The sequence below is a fragment of the Paraburkholderia sp. GV068 genome, from assembly GCF_003058125.1.
GTDB classification, from domain to species: Bacteria; Pseudomonadota; Gammaproteobacteria; order Burkholderiales; family Burkholderiaceae; genus Paraburkholderia; species Paraburkholderia graminis.
Genome location: NZ_QBUB01000007.1, coordinates 100,952 through 121,305, shown reverse-complemented (window position 1 = coordinate 121,305; position 20,354 = coordinate 100,952). Strand labels below are relative to the sequence as shown.

The window sequence follows — 20,354 nt, the reverse complement described above, 5'->3', positions numbered from 1 at the left end:
GCGTTTCCTGCCTGTTTTTACGAGTCGAGACCGAACTTTGGGCGCTGCAAAAAACTGCGTCAAATGCCAGTTTGTCGGTCATCTATAATCCAATGTTATGGACACATCCGAACTCAAGATTCGCCAGATCGAGGCCTTTCGCGCCGTCATGCTTCGGCACACCGTCACCCGCGCCGCGGAGTCGCTGCATATTTCGCAGCCTGCCGTGAGCCGTCTTATCGCCGATCTGGAAAGCCGCGTCGGCTTCGTGCTGTTCGATCGTCAGCAGGGGCGGCTCACGCCCACGGCGGAAGCGCGCGTGTTGTCCGAGGAAGTGGAGCGCGCGTTCGTCGGCATGGACCGCATCTCGCAGGCGGCGCGGCAGATACGCGCGATGCGGCGCGGCTCGTTGCGCGTGGCAGGCTCGCCCGCCGTGGCGCTGGATTTGCTGCCTTCGGTGATCGCGCGGTTCGTGGAGCGGCATGCGGGTATCGACATCAGTCTGCTTACGCATAGCGCGACGACGGTCGTCGAGAAAGTCGCGTCCGGGCAGTGCGATGTCGGCGTGATCGCGGAGCCGATTCCGCATCCGGCCGTCAAAAGCGAACGCCTGGCGAATGCGGTCATGCGTTGCATCGTGCCGCGCGGGCATCGGCTGGCGCGCAAGACGTCGCTGACTCCCGCGGATTTACGCGGCGAGCGCTTCGTGTCGTTTCCGCAGAGTTTCGATGCACGCAGCGCGATCGACCGGGTTTTCGTCGATGCAGGCATCGCGCGCGATCTCGTGATTGAGGCGCAACTCTCGCAAGCCATCGTGGCGCTCGTCGCGAATGGCGCGGGCGTCGCGCTGATCGATCCGGTCACCGCTGCATTTGCGCGGCAGCGTGTGGCCGTGAGGCCGTTCACGCCCGCCGTGCCGGATCATTTTTATCTCGTGACCAATGGGTCACGGCCGTTATCGCTCGTGGCAGAGACGTTTTGCGGCGCGATACGGGAAGCGTTTGAGCGCGCGATAGCTGAAGCTGATATCTGCAAAAAATGACTGGTGAAATCCGCATGCCGCCCGACTGCTAGACGCCGATCGCGGCAGCGGCCTTCGCCACCGCATTACCCCATTCTTCAAGACGTGCCGGGTCATAGCGCGATTCAGGCATCGAGATGCAGATGCTCGCCGCCGGCGCGCCGTCCGAGTCGATGACCGGCGCACCGATCGCGCACACCGCAGGACGATACTGCGAGAGATTCACCGAATAGCCGCGTTGCCGGATGCGCTCGAGTTCGAGACGTATCTCGGCCGGATCGGATGGCGTCGTGTCACTGAACTTCGGCAAGTCACGGCTCAGGATTTCGTCGGCGTCGGCTTCCGTCATGTACGCCAGTACCGCCAGGCCCGTCGCGGTCGCATGAAACGGACTCAGATCGCCAATCGGACTGAAGGTGCGCACCGTCTGCGTACAGTCTTCACGATCGATCAGGACCATTGAGTTGGTGCTGTCCGGCACCGACAGATGAACTGTCTCGTTGGTCAAATCGCGCAACTCGCGCATCGGCCCGCGCGCGGCCGCATACAGCGCACCGCCGCGCAGCGCGGCAGGCCGCACGCCGAGGATTCGCGGACCCACTTCCCAGCGTGTCAGGTCGCCGCTCGTCTGGCGAAGCCAGCCGGCCTCGTGAAACGTCAGCAGCGCGCGCTGCACGCTCGACTTCGGCATATCGAGCAGGCGCGCCAGCACGCCGACGCTGACCGGCTGGTTCTTCGACACAGCTTCGAGAATCTCGAGGCTCTTCAACAAACTTTTCATGCAGGTCTCCGATGAGCGACGGCGACGGGCGAGCGCGCGCCCACGCTGCGCTTGCAACGCAAAAAAGCGCGTGTTACTTTTCGGGCACTGTTCGTGGCACGCCGTGCCGTATTGTGGCACACCTCTCTTAGAGTTGCAAAGCATCGGAGAACGATTAAGGCAATGGGACTCTCTTTTCAGCCGCCCGGCGCTGCGCCGGTTATCGAAGCGCACGGCGCGCGCTTGCCCGCCATCGGCCTCGGCACCTGGCGCTCCACCCATGACGAAGGGGTGCAAGCGGTGTGCGCGGCGCTCGCAGCGGGCTATCGCCATATCGACACGGCGGCGCGTTACGAGAACGAGCAGGCGGTCGGGCAGGCGCTCGCGGCGAGCGGTTTGCCGCGCGACGAAGTGTTCGTCACGACCAAGGTGTGGCACACAGAATTGCGCGCGGCGGATTTCAGGCGTGCCGCCGAGGCGAGCGTCGCGCGGCTCGGGCTCGATCACGTCGATCTGCTGCTGGTGCATTGGCCCAATCCGGATGTGCCGCTCGAAGAGACCATCGGCGCGCTCTGCGACGCGCAGCGCAGCGGCTTGACGCGGCATATCGGCGTATCGAACTTTCCGGCCGCGCTGCTCGATCGCGCGGTCGCGCTTGCTTCTGTGCCATTGGCCGCCAATCAGTGCGAATACCACCCGTATCTCGATCAGACGCGCGTGCTCGACGCGTGCCGGCGGCATCGCATGGTGCTCATTGCGCATACGCCGCTTGGCAGCGGCAAGCTGCTCGCCGATCCGGTCATCGCGGAGATCGCACGCGAATACGGGCGCAAGCCGGCTCAGATCATCTTGCGCTGGCTCGTGCAGCAGCCTGGCGTGGCGGCGATTCCCAAGTCGTCGAATCCGCTGCGCATCGGCGAAAACCTGGCCGTGTTCGATTTCGAACTGGATGCGGGCGCAATGGCGCGCATCGGCGCGCTCACTCGCGCCGACGGCCGCGTGAGCAAGCCCGCGTGGCATCCCGAGTGGGACGCACCTGCGCATTCATCAGCGGCGGACAAACCATGAACTTCATCGACACCGCCATGAACCCCGCGATCCGCACGCCTGGCGAACTGACGCTCGAAACCGACCGGCGGCATCTGATGCATCCCGGCACGCATGCGTCCGATCATGCGTCGGGTCAACTCGACGCACGCCTCATCTCGCGGGCGAAAGGGATTCGCATCGAGGATCAGGCGGGACGTTCGTACATCGACGCGTTCGCAGGACTCTACTGCGTGAACATCGGCTATGGACGCGAGGAAATGGCCGACGCCATCGCCGCGCAGACGCGCGAGTTGTCGTTCTATCACACGTATGCGGGCTTCTCGAACGACCCCGCTGTCGAACTGTCGCGGCGCCTGATCGAAGAGTGGGCGCCGCCCGGCATGAAGAAAGTGTTCTACGGCATGTCGGGCTCGGACGCGAACGAAACGCAGATCAAGCTCGCCTGGTACTACAACAACGTGCTGGGACGGCCGCGCAAGAAAAAGATCATCGCGCGGCAGCGCAGTTATCACGGCTCGGGCATCGCGACCGGCAGCCTCACGGGGCAGCCCAAGTTCCACGCCGGTTTCGATCTGCCGATGCGCGAAGTGCTGCACACGGCTAGTCCCGACTTCTATCGCGATGCACGTCCCGGCGCGAGCGAAGCGGAGTTCGTCGCGGATTGCGTCGAGCACCTGGAGCAACTGATCGCGCGTGAAGGCGCCGACACGATCGCCGCATTTTTCGGCGAGCCGGTGATGGGCTCGGGCGGCATCGTGCCGCCGCCGTCAGGTTATTGGCCCGCGATTCAGGCGGTGCTCAGGCGTCACGACATTCTCTTCGCCGTCGATGAAGTGGTGTGCGGTTTCGGCCGGCTCGGTTCGCGCACGGGCAGCGAGCACTACGGTCTCGAGCCGGATCTGATGTCGGTGGCGAAGGGCCTGACGAGCGGGTATCTACCGCTGTCGGGTGTGATCGTCAGCGAGCGCGTGTGGGATGTGATCGAGCGCGGCTCGCGTGAGCAGGGCGCGATGAATCACGGCTGGACCTATTCGGGCCATCCGGTGTGCGCGGCGGCGGCGTTGACGAATCTCGACATCATCGAGCGCGAGCAGCTCGTGAACAACGCAGCGCAGGTTGGCGCTTATTTCCAGGCGCGTTTGCATGAGGCGTTCGACGCGCATCCGCTCGTCGGCAATGTCAGAGGCGTGGGCATGCTCGCCGCGCTCGAACTGATGGCCGGCAAGAGCGAGCGCCGCCCGTTTCCGGCCGCGGCGAAGGCGAGCCAGCGGGTAGCGCAGGCAGCGCTTGCGCGCGGTTTGATCGTGCGTGCGCTCGGCACGAACGACATCGTCGGCTTTGCGCCGCCGCTTGTCGCCACGCGCGCGGACATCGACGAAATTGTCGCGATTGCGCGCCGTGCGCTGGACGATGTTAGCGACGCGTTATCCGTGCAGTAGCCGCCTGTTTTCACGCCCTCGCTTGCCTCGCGAGCGGGGCTCTTCAACTCAACCAGGGACTCGACCGTGTCCACGCGCAAGCAGGTTTTCTCTTCCGATTTCACCGACACGCCGTACTGGTGGCAAGACTGGCGTCCTCATGACGAACTGATGTCGGACGTGCCTCGCGACGCGGACGTGGCGATTGTCGGCGCCGGTTATGCGGGCTTGTCGTGCGCGCTCGAACTCGCGAAGCAGGGCTTGCGCGTGGCGGTGCTCGAAGCGGACGTGCCGGGCATCGGCGCCAGCACGCTAAGCGGTGGCCAGGTATCGGGAGGCGTGAACGTCGGCAAGGCGCCGTCGGGTAAGAAGCTGGATAATTCGGTATCCGAAGAAAGACAGAGAAGGTTGCTCGGCGAAGCGTCCGTGTCGTACGAAGTGTTTGAAAACATTCTGCGCGACAACGCGATTGAATGCAGCTACGTCAAGGCAGGGCGCATCAACGCAATGTGGACCGATGCGCACATGGCCGCCTGGCGCAAGCGCATCGTCAATCTGAACGCCTATGCGCGCGCCGGCGCACGCATGCTGTCGCGCGACGAATTACGCGGCGAACTGGCGAGCGACATCTATGCGGGCGGCGTGCTGATCGAACGCGCGGGCCAGGTTCATCCGTCGATGATGTTCGCCGGTTTGCTCGCCGCCGCGCGCGGCGCGGGCGTGACCGTATGCAGCCGCGCGGCGGTTCGAAGCATCGCGCGAAGCGGCGCTCAATACCGGGTGGAAACGTCGCGCGGCGCGCTCACGAGCCGGCATGTGGTGATCTGCACGAACGGCTACACCGGTTCGTCGATGCCCGATTTGCAGCGTCGCGTGGTGCCGGTCGTATCGCACCAGATTGCCACCGAGGAATTGCCGGCCGACCTGCGCGCCTCGCTGATACCGAAGCGTCGCGGCATCTCCGAGACACGGCGTGTCGTCAACTACTACCGCTATTCGCCGGATGGCAAACGCCTGCTGTTCGGCGGCCGCGCGCGCTTTTATCACCTCGATCGCCGCCAGTCGGCTGCGGTGCTGCACGCGCAGATGGTCGAGCGCTTTCCGCAGATGGCCGATGTGAAGGTCGCGTATAGCTGGGGCGGCACCGTGGCGCTCACGCTCGATTTTCTCCCGCATCTGGGCCGCACCGCCGATGGCATTTACTACGCGCTCGGCTGCAACGGCAGCGGCGTCGTGATGATGACCTACCTCGGCTACAAGGTCGCGCGGCTGATCGCCGAAGGACAGGCGCCCGAGACAAGCGCCTACGGCACGCCGATGGTCACGCATCCGCTTTATAGCGGCAAGCCGTGGTTCATGCCCGCGCTCGGCAGTTACTACCAGATTCGCGACGTCATCGACAAACGCAGGCGGCACGCATGAACGGCCGCACATCGCTTGACGCATACCATTTAACACACGCAAGGGCACGACAATGGGCTTGAGAATCGGAGTCGATATCGGTGGATCGTTCACCGACTTCGCGGTGCTTGACGAGGACACGCGCAGCATCCGCACGCTAAAGGTGTTTTCGCGCCCGGACAGCCCGGGCAGCGAAGTGCTCGCGGGCGTCGAAGGACTGCGCGAGCGCTACGGCATCGAGCCGCACGATGTCAGCTATTTCACGCACGGCACGACGGTCGGCGTGAATGCGGTGGTACAGCGCCGCGGGTTGAAACTCGGCCTCATCACAACGCGCAATTTCGAAGACGTGCTCGACATCGCGCGCCTGAAGATTCCCGATATGTATCACCTGATGTCGAGCCGTCCCGCGCCGCTCATTCCGCGCGACCGCGTGTTCGGTGTCATCGGACGGCTCGGCGCTGACGGCGAAGAAGAGACACCGGTCGATGAACAAAGCGTGCTCGATGCGATACGCGGCTTGCAGGCGGCGGGCTGCGAAGGCGTGGTGGTGTCGCTGCTGCATTCGTACCGCAACCCGGCGCATGAACAGCAGGTGAAAGCAATTATCGAGGCTGCGCTGCCGGGCTTTTTTGTGTCGTGCTCGCACGAGGTCTGGCCCATCATCCGCGAATACGAGCGCACGGTGACGGCGACTATCGGCGGCTATGTGCAGCCGCGCGTGTCCAACTATCTGACGCAGTTGCAGGCGGCGTTGGCGGAAAGCGGCGTCGCGGCCGATCTGAAAGTCACGAAATCGAACGGCGGCGTGATGAGCGCCGAGCACGGCAAACAGAACTGCGTGCAGATGATCCTGTCCGGCACCGCTTCAGGCGTGATCGGCGCGGCGTATCTCGCGCGCCTTTGTAACGTGAAAGATTGCATGAGCCTCGACATCGGCGGAACCACAGCGGATATCGCGCTGATCGTGGACGGCCAGCCGCAATATGCGACCGGCGAATACATCGGCGAATTCCAGATTCATATTCCGTCCGTGTCGGTGTCATCGGTCGGCGACGGCGGTGGTTCGATTGCGTGGGTCGACGAATTCGGCGTGCTGAAGGTCGGGCCCGAAAGCGCGGGCTCGAGCCCTGGGCCAGTGTGTTACGGCCGTGGCGGCACGCGCCCGACAATCACCGATGCGTTCGCCGTGATCGGCGTGCTCGGCAGCGCCGCGCTCGGCTACAACGCGGTGAAGGTCGACGTGGACGCGTCGCGGCGGGCAATCGAACCGCTCGCGAGGCGCCTGGGTCTCGACATCTATCAGACGGCCGCGGCCATCATCGAGGTGTCGATCTCCGGCATGTATGCGGGCGTGAGCCGGCTCAGTTCGCGCTTCGGCATCGACCCGCGCACGTTCGCGCTGATGCCGTTCGGCGGCGCGGGGCCCATGCTCGGCTGCTTTCTCGCACGCGCGCTGAACGTGCGCAATCTGCTGGTGCCGACCACGCCGGGCGTGTTGAGCGCGCTGGGCGGCCTGATCGCCGATACGAAAAACGATTTTGTTCGGACGACGTACTATCCGCTGGACCGTGCTTCGCTCGCCTTGCTCGCGCAAGATCTCGCGCATCTGGAAGCCGACGCGCGCGCATGGGTGATTCGCGAGGCGGGGACGGACGCAAGCGCCGAGATCGTCGTTTCGGCCGATATGCGCTATCGCGGGCAATCGTTTGAAATCGACACGCCGCTCGCGCGGGAAGCGATCACCGGCGGCGATATCGAAGCAATCGCGCAGGCGTTTCACCGCGAACACGCGCGCCTCTTCGGGCATAGCGACGAGAAGTCGCCGATTCAGGTGGTGGCGCTGCGGCTCGTCATCACCGCGCCCACGCCGAAGCCCGCGCTGCCGCGCATCGCGACAGGCGAGGGTGCGCCGCGCGCGGAATCGGAGATCGACGTGTATCTGGACGGCGCGTGGCGGCGCGTCCCGCTTTACCGGCGCTCCGCGCTGCTCGCCGGACACCGGTTCGCCGGGCCCGCGATCGTCGCGCAGGACGACACCACGACATGCGTGCTGCCGGGTTTCGACGGACGCGTGGACGAATACGGCAACCTCTTTCTCGAAGCGGTCTGATAGATCGATAGATCGATCCAGGAAACACACCATGACATTCGATAAATCCGTCCTTCAGATCTTCGCGAACTATTGCGTCGCGGCCGCCGAAAGCATGGCATACACGCTCGTGCGAACCGCGCACTCCGCGTTCGTGAAGGAGACGGAAGACTTCTCCTGCACGCTGATGAACACGCGCGGCCTGACTTTCGCGTCGCCGAAAACGCTGGGCGCGACCTGGTATCCCGGACTCGACTTCGGCGCGGTGATCGACATGATCGATCACTACGAGCCGGGCGACATCTGCATGACGAACGACGCGTATAGCGGCTACGTGGCCACGCACACGCCGGACGTGATGATGTGGAAGCCGGTGTTCTTCGGCGGCGAGATTGTCTGCTATGTCGGCGGGCACATTCACAACACCGATATGGGCGGCGCGGTGCCCGCGTCGCTGTCGCGCACGCTCACCGAGATCTATCAGGAAGGCATTCGTTTCGCGCCGACCAAGATCGTCCGCGCGGGCGTGCTCGATGAAGCATTGCTCGAACACATGGCGATCAATGTGCGCGCGGCCGAGCAGAATCGCGGCGACCTGAAGGCGCAGATCGCGATGCTCATGACCGGCGAGCGGCGTGTGCTCGAAATCATCGAGCGCTTCGGCATCGAGCAGTTTCGCGCCGGCATGGACGCGCTGCTCGACTATTCGGAGGAGCAGGCGCGCACGATCGTGCGCGGCATGCCCGATGGCGAGTACTTCTTCGCCGAGTACGCCGACGAGGATTCGGTCAACGGCAAGCCGCTGCGCGTCGCGCTGACGCTGACGGTGAAGGACGGCTCGCTCGTGTTCGACTTCACGGGTAGCGATCCGCAACTGAGTTCGTCGCTGAATATGCCGACGGGCGGCAAGGAGCGCCATGTGCTCGCGCTCGTCGGCCTGAACTACGTGCTGTATTCGCTGAATCCCGATCTGCTGCTGAATGCGGGCATGCTGAAAGTCGCGCGCTGCATCCTGCCCGAAGGCACGATCATGAACTGCGTGCCGCCGGCCGCGGTCGGCATGCGCAGTCTGACTGCGAAGGTCGCACAGTACGTCACCTTCGGCGCATTTTCGATGGTGTGCCCCGAGCGCCTGCCGGCCTGTCCAGCGGGCGGCATGTCGATTCTCAACGTGAAGACCGTCGACCGCAACGGCCGCACGGTGATCGCGTCGATCGGACCGGTGGGCGGCGGCGCGGGCGGCATGGCGTCGGCCGACGGCTCGGACGCATCGGGTGCGAATGTCGCGTTCCTGCGCAACACGCCAGTCGAAATCAACGAAGCCGAAGTGCCGATCCGCATCACGCGCTATGGCGTGGTGCCAGGCAGCGCCGGCGCCGGCAAGTATCGCGGCGGGCTTGGAACGGTGATGGAATTTCGCGTGTCGTCGCCGGGTACGCTCGTCACGGCGCGCAATCGCGACCGCTCGCGCTTCGCTTCATGGGGCGTGCTGGGCGGCAAGGCGGGCGCCGTATCGCGGTTTACCCGCAACCCTGGCACCGACGGCGAAGAAGATCTCGGCGTGACCGATCTCGTGATGTGCGGCCCCGGCGATGTGATCCGTCTCGAAGGCTGTGGCGGCGGCGGCTATGGCGATCCGTACGAACGAGACGTGCAGAAGGTGCTCGAAGACGTGCGACGCGGCTATCTGTCCGTCGATCAGGCGCGCGAGTTGTATGGCGTGGTACTCGGCGCAGAAGCCGGCGCCATCGCCATCGACAAAGCCGCGACCCTGCATATGCGCGAGGCCGCGAAGAGCGACGCTCATCGGCGGCCGGCCTCTCACTTCGACTATGGCGCGGAGCGCAACGCGTACGAAGCGAAATGGACGCGCGAGCGCTACGACGTGCTGACCGGCATTCTGTCGCGCGCGCCGGTGGTATGGCGGCATTTTCTCAAGCACAAGATCTTCGATGCACTCGATGCAAGAGAAGCGGCCGGCAGCTTGCAGCCGGGGCCAACAGTGATCACGCAACTGTATGAAGAAGTGCTGCAACGCTATCCGCAGTTGCTTGAAGTCGAGGCATCGGCGAGCGCCTGATATCGCCCGTTGATGCCGCGCTTGCAGCGAGTCTTTCGCGCATAACCGGCGACCATGCAAATTGCCGCGTTAGCGCCGCAGGAACAGTTTGTTTATGCCGTCTGCCCTTTTTTGTCGGCGCTTTACGCGGTTTGTGCAGGCATACGATGCTGCTAACGAGCCGCGAAAAAATCTCTTCTCGCTGCCTATACGAACTTCTATGCAACATTGCCAGGATCACTTACCTCTGCGGAGCCAATTCAGATGAACGACGAAACGAATAGCCGCGGCATCAGCCGCCGCGACATGATGCGCATGTTGGCTGGGACCGGCATGATGGTAGCCGGCGGGGGACTCCTGACGACTGCGCCCGGCGCGCTTGCCGCCGAGGTTCCGAAGAAGGGCGGCAGCATTCGCGTCGCCTATAACGCGGGCTCCGTGTCGGATACGCTCGATCCCGCAGCGGGCTCGACCGGCGGCGACTATATCCGCTTCTTCATGTTTTACAGCGGCCTGACGCAACTTGACGAAAGCCTCGCGCCGCGCATGAACATCGCGGAGTCGGTGTCGAGCGCGGACGCGAAGACGTGGATCATCAAGCTGCGCTCAGGCGTCACTTTCCACGACGGCAAGACGCTTACTTCCGCCGACGTCGTGTACTCGCTGATGCGTCACAAGAATCCGCAAACGGCCTCGCGCGTGAAGACACTCGCCGACCAGTTCGCGAGCGTGACGGCGAGCGGGCCGAACGAAGTGACGTTGACGCTACAGGTGCCGAATGCCGATCTGCCCGTGATTCTCGCGACGCCGCAACTCGTCATCGTCAAGGACGGCACGACCAACTTCAACTCGGCGATCGGCACCGGTCCCTACAAGCTGAAAAGTTTCGCGCCGGGCGCGGGCACGGTGGGCGTGCGCAACGACAACTACTGGAAACCGGGGCACCCGTACCTCGATCAGATCGAACTCATCAGTATCAGCGACAACGCAGCGCGTGTCAGCGCGCTGCTCGCCGGCGACGTCCACCTGATCAACTCGGTCGATCCCCGTTCGACGCGGCGCATTTCGTCGACGCCGGGGTACGAAGTCAAGGAGACGAAGTCGGGCCTGTACACGGACCTGATCATGCGTCGCGACAACACGCTGACGGGCAACCCCGATTTTGTGAAGGGCATGAAGTACATGTTCGATCGGGAGCAGATCCGCTCCGCGGTGTTTCTCGGCTATGCGGTGACCGGCAACGATCAGCCGATTCCGCCGGGTCATCGGTACTTCAATGCTTCGCTGCCGCAGCGCGGCTTCGACCTCGACAAGGCGAAGTTTTATATGCAGAAGGCCGGCGCGGTCGGAACTACATTGCCGCCGATCTATGCCACCACCGACGCCAACGGCTCAATCGAAATGGCGCAGTTGATCCAGCAAACGGCCGCGAAGATCGGTGTGAATCTGAGCGTGAATCGCGTGCCGTCCGACGGCTACTGGTCGAATCACTGGATGAAGCATCCGCTCGGTTTCGGCAGCATCAACCCGCGGCCTAGCGCGGATGTGCTGTTCACGCAGTTCTTCAAATCCGATGCGCCGTGGAATGAATCGGCGTGGAAGGACCCGAAGTTCGATCAATTGCTCGTGAGCGCGCGCGGCGAGACCGACGACGCCAAACGCAAGCAGATGTACGGCGAAATGCAGGCGCTGGTCACGGACGAAGGCGGCATCGGCATCCCGTCGTTCATCAGTCTGATCGATGCGAACGACAAGCGCCTTAAAGGGCTCGGCGCGATTCCGACCGGCGCGATGATGGGTTTTTCGTTCGCCGAATATGCGTGGTGGTCGGCATGAGCGAGGCGGGTGCTCGCGGTTGATCGCTACGGTGACCGGCTCGCCGCCGAGGCTTCGCTCGCTGGCAAAGCCGGTCTGCTCCGACATTCAATTAGAAAATGCAATGAAGCTAGATTCGTACTGGCTGGACACCGCTCCCGACTTCAACGAGGGCGCCGACGGTCCCGTCGAGGGACGCAGCGATGTGGTCGTGATCGGCGGCGGCTTTACAGGTCTATCGGCCGCGCTGGAACTTGCGTTGCGTGGGACGTCGGTCACGGTGCTCGAGGCGGGGCGGATCGCGGGCCAGGCATCGGGGCGCAACGGCGGACAATGCAACACCGGCGTCGCGCAAGACTTCGCTTCGCTCGCGGCCAGCGTCGGGCTGGAACAAGCGCGCGCGTTTTACCGTGCGTACGAAAGCGCGGTACAGACGGTCGAATCCATCGTCACGCAACATCGGATCGACTGTGATTTCGTGCGTAGCGGCAAGCTCAAACTCGCGGCCAAGCCGAAGCACTTCGACAAGCTCGCGCGGACCTACGACGTGTTGCATCGCGAAGTCGATCAGGATATCGAACTGATCGAGCCGGCGCGCATGCGCACTGAAGTCGGCTCCGATGGTTTTCATGGCGGACTGTTGCAACGCAACGGCGCGCAGATGCATATGGGCAAGTTCGGCGTGGGGCTCGCGCAGGCGGCGGCGCGTCACGGGGCGCGCATTTTCCAGAACGCGGCGGTGACCCAGATCAGGCGAATCGCCGGTGGCGGTTACGAGATCACTAGTGCGCGCGGCGTGGTTCGGGCGGACAACGTGCTGGTGGCGACAGGGCCTTCGCGGCAAGGTCCGCTGCAATGGTTCCAGCAACGAATGGCGCCTGTCGGCAGTTTTATCGTCGTGACAGAGCCGCTTTCGAAGGGGCAACTGGACGCGCTGTTTCCTCAGCGGCGCAACTATGTGACGTCGCTGAACATCGGCAACTACTTTCGCGTCACGCCTGATAACCGGCTGCTGTGGGGCGGGCGAGCGAGATTCGCAATGTCCGATCCGCGCTCCGATGCGAAAAGCGGCCACGTACTGCAAGCCAATCTCGCGAAGTACTTTCCCGAGTTGGCCACAACGAGAGTCGACTATTGCTGGGGCGGTCTCGTGGACATCACCGTGGACCGTCTTCCGCGCGCCGGACAACACGACGGGCTTTACTACTCGATGGGTTACAGCGGCCACGGCGTGCAGATGTCCACGCATATGGGCCGCGTGATGGCGGACGTGATGTCCGGTTCCGCCGATGCCAACCCGTGGCGCGCGTTGCCGTGGCCGCCCGTGCCGGCGCATGCCGCGCGCCGGTGGATGCTGCCGCTCGTCGGCGTCTACTATCGGCTGCAGGACGTTCTGCACTGAGCCGATGCGGTGCGCGCTCGCGCACCGCATGCAACGGCGCGTGAGACTCAGCCGACGAGGCCGGCGGCGAAGTCGCGGTATGAGTGCAGTGGCCGGCCGAGGATGCTGACAAGCCGAGCGACGTCGCCCGCTTCCGGCACCATCCCGTCGCTGACGAAGCGCTCGGCCATCAGGCGCATCTCATACGCCATCCACTTCGGCAGGAAGTTCGTCAGGTTCTGCTCGAACTGGCTGGGATCGTCGCCGCCGTAGGCAACCGGCCGGCCAAGCAGCTCCGACCAGATGGACGCGAGGCCTGGACCCGTCAACGTGTCGGGCCCAACGAGGTTGATGACGTCGACGGGCAATTTGCCGGGCGCCTGATCCCGACGCAGCAGTTCGATTGCCGCGACCTCCGCGATGTCGCGCGTGTCGACCATCGCGACGCCCTTGCTGCCGATCGGCATCGGGTAGACGCCGTGGTTCAGGATGACGTCCTTGATCGTCAGATCGTTATCGATGAAGTACGCCGGACGCAGGATAGTCGCGTTAAAGCCCATCTGTTCGATCATCCGCTCGGCGCCGGACTTCACCGCAAAATGCGGCACGTTCACGGAGCGCTCAGCGTGCATGACCGACAGGTAGACCACGCGCTCGACGCCCGACTCGCGGGCAACGTTGAGCGTGATGAGTGCCTGAGTGAATTCGTCGGCTGCCACGGCGTTGAGCAGAAACAGCGTGCGCACGCCGCTGAACGCGCTGCGCAGCGAGTCGATATCGAGCATGTCGCCTTGGGCCACGGCGACATCGGCGGGAAAGTCGGCCTTCGACGGATCGCGGACAAGCACGCGCACTTTGGCACCGCGCTTGACGAGCTGGTTGACGACCTGGCGGCCGACACGGCCGGTGGCACCGGTAACGAGGATAGTCATGGTGTTACTCCTTGGTTGGTTGGGACGCCTCCAAGGTAAGTGATCCATGCGTGGTCCGGAAGATGTTATAAAGAGACGGGGTATCTCACTGGTGGAACACATGGACCTTCTTGCTCTCGCGGATTTCAACCTGGTTGCCCGTCACGGGAGCTTCGGCGAGGCCGCCCGTGTGGCGGAGCGTCCGAAGGCCACGCTCTCGCGCAGGGTCAGCGAGCTCGAGGACAGCCTGGGGCTCAGGCTGTTTGAACGCGGGTCCCGCGGAGTGAAACTCACGCAGGAAGGACGCGCGCTTTACGAGCGGACCGGTGCGCTTCTCGCGGAGCTTGCGGACAGCGCCGCCGCCATCACGTCGGGTAGCGAACACCCGCGCGGCCGACTGCGCATCAGCGCGCCCGCGCTCTTTTCGCAGATCGCGATGGGCAAGCTGGTCGCCACCTTTGCGCTGAAATACCCCGACATCCGACTGGAAGTGACGACGGAAGATCGTCCCGTCGATATGGTCGAGGAAGGCTACGATCTGGTGATCCGCGTGAACCCCGATGTGGACGAGAGCCTGATCGGCCGTGTGTTCCTGCGCGACCGGCTGGTCGTCGTGGCCACACCGGGCCTGGCGCGGCCGACGGATGGGTCGAGTGTTCCGGCTGTCGTTCGCGGGACGCCTGACCGGATCGCCGCGTGGGACGTCACGGGCCCGAAGGGAAAATCGCGCATCTCGATCACGCCGGTTGCGCACCTTTCGTCGCTGCTCATGGTCCGCGATACGGTGCGTCTTGGCGTAGGCGCCGCGAGGCTGCCGCTGTCGCTCGTGAGTCATGACATCGCGGCCGGCAGGCTTGCGCATTGGGGCGATGTGGACGGTCCCGACATCCCGCTATGGGCGCTTTATCCTTCGCGACGCTTGCTAAGCCCTCGGGTCTCCGCCTTTCTCGATCACATCAAGGAAGCGTTTCCTCTCGGAAAGCCCGAGGAACTGGCGGGATTTATTGGGTTGGATCCGTGAGGCGTGCCCTCTACGAAGGTATGACGCGTTCCTCTTTCAGTTTGTCGAAGAGTGCGAAGAAGGCATCCGGCGTGCTCTGATAGTCGAGGAAGCCGGCTTTGCGGCTCTTGCTCATGTCGGTCAGAACTTCCATCGGACGTCCGAGATCGGCGTCGGTGTGCCACCACGACACGAGCTTTTCGATGCTCGCTTCCCTCAATTGATAGCGGGCCGCGATTGTCGCCCATTGTTCGCCGGCTCCCTGCATGCGATGTTCGAGCGGACGCGTCTCACCGTCGAAAGGCGCAGGCTCGATGCCGAAGTACTGCGCCAGTTGCGACCACATCCATTGCCAGCGGAACACGTCGCCATTCACAACGTTGAAGTCCTCGTTGCGCGCGGCGGGCGACGTTGAAGCCCACTCGAGATGTCGCGCAAGCAGGCGCGCGTCGGTCATATCCGTGAGACCGTTCCATTGCGCGGCCGAACCGGGAAACATGAACGGTTGTCCCGTTTCCTTGCACAGCGTCGCGTACACGGCGAGCGTCACGCCCATGTTCATCGCGTTGCCGAGCGCGAAGCCGATAATCGTATGCGGCCGATGCACGCTCCAGTTAAAGCCGTACTGACGCGCTGCTTCGAACAGCCGGTCTTCCTGCTCGTAATAGAAATTGTCGACGGGTTGGCGGCCCTGTTCCTCGCGAAACGGCGTAAGCGGCACAGTGCCCTGCGCATACGCTTCGAAGGGTCCGAGGTAGTGCTTGAGCCCTGTGACGAGAGCCGCATGTTCCAGCGTGCCGGACGGTCCCAGCGCGTCCAGTACATGACGGACCATTGCACCGTTCACTTCGATGTTCTCGCGCTCGGTCGCCTGTCGCGACCACGCAGTAAAGAAAACGTGCGTGAACTGCCGGCCCTGTAGCGCATTGGCGACGGATGCGGCGGAAGTCAGATCGGCGGTGACGGATTCCATCGCGCGATTCGCTGCGCTCCGGCCGCGTGAAAGACCTGTCACGTCCCAGTCTCCGCACGCGAGTAGATGTTGCGCGAGATTGCCGCCGACGATGCCCGTCGCGCCGATGATGAGTGCCCGTTTTTTCATAGCGAATTGAAATTGAAAAGTGTCTGTTTGCAGGAGTATTTGCGGAGCCGCGCTTCGGTAAGGGAAGCGCTTATACGCTTTCGAACGTGCGGCTGTCGGGCCGCATGCCGTCGAAAGCTGAAGTGAGCAAGCGGTGTACCGCTTCGTATGAGAGTGGCCGGGGGTTGTAATACGGCGCCTGCATTGCGGCGGCCGCAGCCGTCGGAATATCCGCTGCGCGCAGGCCCAGCGCTTTGAGAGACGCCGGCGCATGAAGCGAGCGGCCAAGCTCGTAGAGCGAGGTCGCGGGCTCCGGCGTATCGAGCGCTCTGCACAGACGTTCGTGTGCCGCTGGCGCTGCCGGCAGATTGAACGCCATCGAGTACGGCAGCATCACCGCATGAGTTTCCGCGTGCGGCAGATCGAACATACCGCCGAGCGTGTGGCACAGCTTGTGATGCAACGCCATGCCGACGCTCCCCAGCACGGTCCCGCATAGCCATGCACCGTACTGGGCGGCTTCACGTGCCGCGATGTCGTCCGGCTGTTCGACGATGCGCGGCAACGCATGCGCGAGACTGCGGATGCCTTCTTCCGCGAAGAGCGACATCACGGGATTGGCGTCCTGCGCATAGAGCCCTTCGGCGGCGTGCGCGATCGCGTTGAGGCCGCTCGTTGCCGACAGCGCTGCCGGCAAGGTCAGCGTGAGGCACGCGTCGTAGATCACGGTGCGCGGCAGTACACGGTAGCTCTTGCCGGTCTTTTTCTCACCGGCGGACGTCATGCCGTAGATCGGCGTGACTTCGGAGCCCGCGTAGGTCGTCGGAATCGCGAGGATCGGTAACGACGTTTCCAGCGCGATGGCTTTTGCGAGCCCCAGCGTCGACCCGCCGCCCGCCGCGACCAGTCCATCGGCGCCCGCTGCGAGCGCGGCCGCAACGCCTTCCTGCGCGGTTTCGACGGGCACATGCATGACAGCCCGATCGAACACGTCCACGCAGTGCTCGCCGGCTATCCTGCGCACGCGGTCGGCGAGAAAACGTTGCTCCGGTGTGCAGAGCACGAGCGCGCGCCGGATGCACAGTTCGTCGAGTTCCTCCGCGACGCGCTCGATCGCTCCCGCGCCGAACACGATGCGGCCGGGCCGGCTGGTGTAGGTGAAGGCAATCATGACGATCGGCTCAAGACAAAGTCGAATTCGAGGGTGCTGAAGGGCGTCGTCATTGCGGTGCCGTCGGGCGCCGTGCCGCTCTCGTGATGAATCCACTGCGCAATCAGCGACGAGCGCACGCCAAACACGGCGTCCGAATCGAGGTAACGATCGCCGTCGCGGAACACGTGCGTGACGAGCCGTTCATAGCCGGGCGCCGTGATCATGAAATGCAGATGCGCAGGGCGCCACGGATGGCGCCCCAGCGCTTCGAGCATTCGCCCCACCGGACCATCGTGCGGAATCGGGTAGGGCACCGCGACGATCGAGCGAAAGTGATAGCGCCCATCGGAAAGACTATGCAACACGCCGCGCGCGCGGTGCGTGTCGGCGTCGCTGTGCTGGACATCGTAGAAACCATCGGCGTCCGCCTGCCAGACTTCGATGCGTGCGCCGCTCACCGGTTCGCCGTCCCGGCCGCGCACCACGCCCGACACGAAGCACGGTTCGCCTCGCGCGCCGTTGGCCACGTCGTCGCCGTCGCGATACTCGGGCGCATGGTCGACGAAAAACGGCCCGAAAACCGTGGCTTCCGTGCAGCCTTGAGGCTTGCGATGCGCCATCGCGGTCACGAGCATCGAAAGGCCGAGCGTATCCGACAGCAGAATGAATTCCTGACGGCGCTCGTCGGTGATATGGCCGACCTCGGTGAGAAAGCGGATACCGGCTTCCCATTCGCGTTCGCTCAAGCCGACTTCGCGGGCGAAGTCGTGCAGATGCCGCACGAGACTCGTGACGATCGTCTTCAGCCGCTCATCGGGTGCGTGTTCGTGGCGTGCAAGAACGGCATCCGTGATGGTGTTTTCGTCGAGGTTTCGCATGAATCGATTCCTTGATCTGCCTAGCGGTTGTCGACGCGCTTGAGGAACGGGCGGATATCGACGGTACGCCAGATTCCAGCCTTGTTGAACGGGTCGTTGCTGTTAAAGCGCATCACGTCGCCGATCTCGTCGGCTTCGAAAAGAAAGAAACTGCCGATCATCGTTTCCTCGTCGCCGGCCAGCAGCGGGCCCGACATGACCATTCTGACTGGCGACGTGGCCAGGTACGCCTTGTGTTCTTCGTAATGGGCAAGGCGGCGTTCGACCATGTTGTCGTGGTCGAGGCAGTAGACGGTGTAGTGCATCGTGACTCCGGAGTAAGGTGAAAGCGTACTTAGCGGGTAAGGCCGGCTTGTGCTTCGACAGCACGCACGATGGAAAAGAAGTCCAGTTCCGCTCCATCGCCTTGGGCGTAGTGCGAAAACTGCTCGCGCACGAGTGCCGCGGCTGCCATCGGGACGCCGGCTTCGACGCCGGCGTCGACCACGAGCGACATGTCCTTGAGCATCTGCCGCGAAGAAAACGCGGGAGAGAAGTCACGTTTTTTCAGCGGATCGAGTTTGTATTTGACGAGCGGCGATGCCGCGACGCTGTCGCCGATCACATCGAGCATCTCGGCCCAGTCGAGGCCGCCTTTCGTGCCGAGCGTCAAGGCTTCGGCAAGCAGCACGGCCGTCGAGCCGACAAGGTGATTGATGGCGAGCTTCAGATAACGTGCCTGCTGATCTTCGCCGACATAGTACTGACGCGCCGACATGGCCTGGAAGACGGGCAACGCGCGCCCGTATGCCTCTTTCGCGCCCGATGCGAATACCGTCAACTGCGCGTTGCCGGCAAGGACCGTGCTGCCCGATACCGGCGCGCAGATGTAGCCGACGCCGCGCTTACGCGCTGCTTCGCGAACTTCGCCCGATGCCGTGGGCGACACCGTGCTCATGTCGATATAAACGGCGCCGTCGTTCGCATTTTCGATCACGCCATGTGTGCCGAGCGCGACTTTACGCAATACGTCGTCGTCGGGGATGATCGAGAACACGAGCGGTGCCGAACGCGCGACACTCGCGACATCCTCTGCACGGCGCGCGCCGAGTCCAACGGCCTCGTCGACGCGTCCTGTATCGACGTCGTACACGGTCACGTCGAACCCCGCGGCGAGCAGATTGCGCACTATGGGCGACCCCATCTTGCCGAGCCCGATCCAGCCTACCGTTTGTGTGTGTTGCTTCTCTTGCGTGTGCGGCATGTCGTCACCGTGTCTGGGGATTGATGAGAATCTTCATCTTGTCGCTGCCTTTGTCGCTCAGTACGTCAAAGCCTTTCTCGACGACTTCGTCGGCATCGATCAGATCGTGAATGAGCTTTTCAACCGGGAACTTGCCGTTCGCGATCATGCCGATGATGCGCGGCCAGATCGTGACGGGGTAACACCATGTGCCTTCGATCCGGATGTCCTTCAGCGACCATTTCATCGGGTCGACGCTCGCTGTGCCCACGTGCAGACCCGCCTGAACCACAGCGCCCGCCGATCGCACCGCGTCGACGCATGCGTTCAGCGCATGCTGGTTGCCCGCGCATTCGATCGCCACGTCCACGCCGACGCCTTCTGTCAGGTCGCGAATCTTTTGCGGCAGTTCGCCGTCGGATGGATCGAAGATTGCGGTCGTGACGCCGAAGCCGGCCATCTTGTCGGCTCGCGCCGCATTGGGTTCGCTCACGAAAATCTTCGTGGCGCCCGCTGCATGGCAGGCGAGGGCGGCAAGTACGCCGATCGGGCCTGCGCCGGTAATCAGCACGGTCGAGCCGACCGTGACGCCGCCGCGGTCGACGGCATACAGCGCGACAGCGGCCGGTTCGATCAGCGCGCCCTGCTGGTCGCTCACGGTGTCGGGCAAGCGGTTCGCGTGATAGTCGTTGAGCAGCGTGTATTCGGCCATTCCGCCGCCGTCCCAACTGAGCCCGACGCAGCCCATTTTCGAGCACAGATGGCGCATGCCGCGCGCGCAGTAATAGCACTGTCCGCACGACGCGAGCGGCATCACCGAGATGCGGTCGCCGCGTTGCACGTTCTTCACGTCCTTGCCGACTTCGACGACCTCCGCGCTGAATTCATGGCCAAGCACCTGAGGCGCTTTCGCGCCTGTCAGCGCATGCGGTTCGGTCGGCACCACGATGGGCCCCGCCTGATACTCGTGCAGATCGGTGCCGCAGATGCCGCACCACAGCGGCTTGACGATCATCTGGTTCGCGCCCATGCCCGTCGGGTCCGGTACGTTTTCGACCCGGACATCGTGCGCACAGTGAAAACGCACTGCTCTCATGTTCGACTCCTTGGTTAGCCGGGCCATTTCGTATGGC

Annotated in this window: 17 protein-coding genes; 9 read left to right on the top strand and 8 right to left on the bottom strand. The window is 63.7% G+C overall.

All coding sequences use genetic code 11. The features are described from left to right. Window positions 1-97 precede the first annotated feature (97 nt). Window positions 98-1,021: a LysR substrate-binding domain-containing protein gene (locus tag C8K18_RS16350; RefSeq protein ID WP_107708319.1), complete on the top strand. Its 924-nt coding sequence runs from the start codon at window positions 98-100 to the stop codon at window positions 1,019-1,021. 28 nt (window positions 1,022-1,049) lie between these two features. Here the strand turns inward: C8K18_RS16350 and C8K18_RS16345 are convergent, their stop codons facing one another. Continuing rightward, window positions 1,050-1,781 (bottom strand): IclR family transcriptional regulator, encoded by a 732-nt coding sequence (locus C8K18_RS16345; protein WP_029969294.1) that lies wholly within the window; start codon window positions 1,779-1,781, stop codon window positions 1,050-1,052. Between the two features lie 162 nt (window positions 1,782-1,943). On the opposite strand from C8K18_RS16345, the gene C8K18_RS16340 reads away from it, so the two are divergent. The 7 genes from C8K18_RS16340 (at window position 1,944) to C8K18_RS16310 (ending at window position 12,997) form a co-directional block, all read left to right on the top strand. Further along, complete coding sequence (locus C8K18_RS16340; protein WP_107708317.1) at window positions 1,944-2,828, top strand: aldo/keto reductase; 885 nt, start codon at window positions 1,944-1,946, stop codon at window positions 2,826-2,828. Then, window positions 2,825-4,249 (top strand): aminotransferase, encoded by a 1,425-nt coding sequence (locus tag C8K18_RS16335; protein WP_244230982.1) that lies wholly within the window; start codon window positions 2,825-2,827, stop codon window positions 4,247-4,249. The genes C8K18_RS16340 and C8K18_RS16335 overlap by 4 nt, the downstream gene beginning before the upstream one ends. 66 nt (window positions 4,250-4,315) lie before the next feature. Beyond that, entirely contained in the window at window positions 4,316-5,650 is a 1,335-nt protein-coding gene (locus C8K18_RS16330; protein ID WP_107708315.1) for an FAD-binding oxidoreductase, read from the top strand. A 52-nt stretch (window positions 5,651-5,702) separates the two neighbouring features. Continuing rightward, window positions 5,703-7,742 (top strand): hydantoinase/oxoprolinase family protein, encoded by a 2,040-nt coding sequence (locus tag C8K18_RS16325; RefSeq protein ID WP_107708314.1) that lies wholly within the window; start codon window positions 5,703-5,705, stop codon window positions 7,740-7,742. A 31-nt stretch (window positions 7,743-7,773) separates the two neighbouring features. Beyond that, window positions 7,774-9,801, top strand: coding sequence for a hydantoinase B/oxoprolinase family protein (locus C8K18_RS16320; protein ID WP_107708312.1), 2,028 nt, complete (start codon window positions 7,774-7,776; stop codon window positions 9,799-9,801). A gap of 243 nt (window positions 9,802-10,044) precedes the next feature. Continuing rightward, window positions 10,045-11,616 (top strand): ABC transporter substrate-binding protein, encoded by a 1,572-nt coding sequence (locus tag C8K18_RS16315; RefSeq protein ID WP_107708310.1) that lies wholly within the window; start codon window positions 10,045-10,047, stop codon window positions 11,614-11,616. A gap of 103 nt (window positions 11,617-11,719) precedes the next feature. After that, entirely contained in the window at window positions 11,720-12,997 is a 1,278-nt protein-coding gene (locus tag C8K18_RS16310) for an FAD-binding oxidoreductase (protein ID WP_107708502.1), read from the top strand. A gap of 47 nt (window positions 12,998-13,044) precedes the next feature. Here the strand turns inward: C8K18_RS16310 and C8K18_RS16305 are convergent, their stop codons facing one another. After that, the gene (locus tag C8K18_RS16305) at window positions 13,045-13,908 is read right to left on the bottom strand and encodes an SDR family oxidoreductase (protein WP_107708308.1); all 864 of its coding nucleotides are present in this window, start codon (window positions 13,906-13,908) and stop codon (window positions 13,045-13,047) included. A 100-nt stretch (window positions 13,909-14,008) separates the two neighbouring features. Between C8K18_RS16305 and C8K18_RS16300 the strand changes: the two genes are divergently transcribed. Beyond that, window positions 14,009-14,908, top strand: a complete 900-nt coding sequence (locus C8K18_RS16300; RefSeq protein ID WP_107708306.1) for a LysR family transcriptional regulator — start codon at window positions 14,009-14,011, stop codon at window positions 14,906-14,908. A gap of 10 nt (window positions 14,909-14,918) precedes the next feature. On the opposite strand, the gene C8K18_RS16295 is transcribed toward C8K18_RS16300, so the two are convergent. The 6 genes from C8K18_RS16295 to C8K18_RS16270 form a co-directional block, all read right to left on the bottom strand. Then, on the bottom strand, window positions 14,919-15,989 hold the full coding sequence (locus C8K18_RS16295; RefSeq protein WP_006051029.1) for an SDR family oxidoreductase: 1,071 nt from the start codon (window positions 15,987-15,989) through the stop codon (window positions 14,919-14,921). Between the two features lie 70 nt (window positions 15,990-16,059). Then, window positions 16,060-17,139, bottom strand: coding sequence for a maleylacetate reductase (locus tag C8K18_RS16290; protein ID WP_107708304.1), 1,080 nt, complete (start codon window positions 17,137-17,139; stop codon window positions 16,060-16,062). Next, the gene (locus C8K18_RS16285; protein ID WP_107708302.1) at window positions 17,136-17,999 is read right to left on the bottom strand and encodes an intradiol ring-cleavage dioxygenase; all 864 of its coding nucleotides are present in this window, start codon (window positions 17,997-17,999) and stop codon (window positions 17,136-17,138) included. The genes C8K18_RS16290 and C8K18_RS16285 overlap by 4 nt, the downstream gene beginning before the upstream one ends. A gap of 20 nt (window positions 18,000-18,019) precedes the next feature. Further along, window positions 18,020-18,304, bottom strand: a complete 285-nt coding sequence (locus C8K18_RS16280) for a YciI family protein (protein ID WP_006051026.1) — start codon at window positions 18,302-18,304, stop codon at window positions 18,020-18,022. A 29-nt stretch (window positions 18,305-18,333) separates the two neighbouring features. Then, complete coding sequence (locus C8K18_RS16275) at window positions 18,334-19,242, bottom strand: NAD(P)-dependent oxidoreductase (protein ID WP_107708300.1); 909 nt, start codon at window positions 19,240-19,242, stop codon at window positions 18,334-18,336. Between the two features lie 4 nt (window positions 19,243-19,246). Continuing rightward, window positions 19,247-20,317 (bottom strand): 2,3-butanediol dehydrogenase, encoded by a 1,071-nt coding sequence (locus C8K18_RS16270; RefSeq protein WP_029969320.1) that lies wholly within the window; start codon window positions 20,315-20,317, stop codon window positions 19,247-19,249. Window positions 20,318-20,354: the final 37 nt, after the last annotated feature.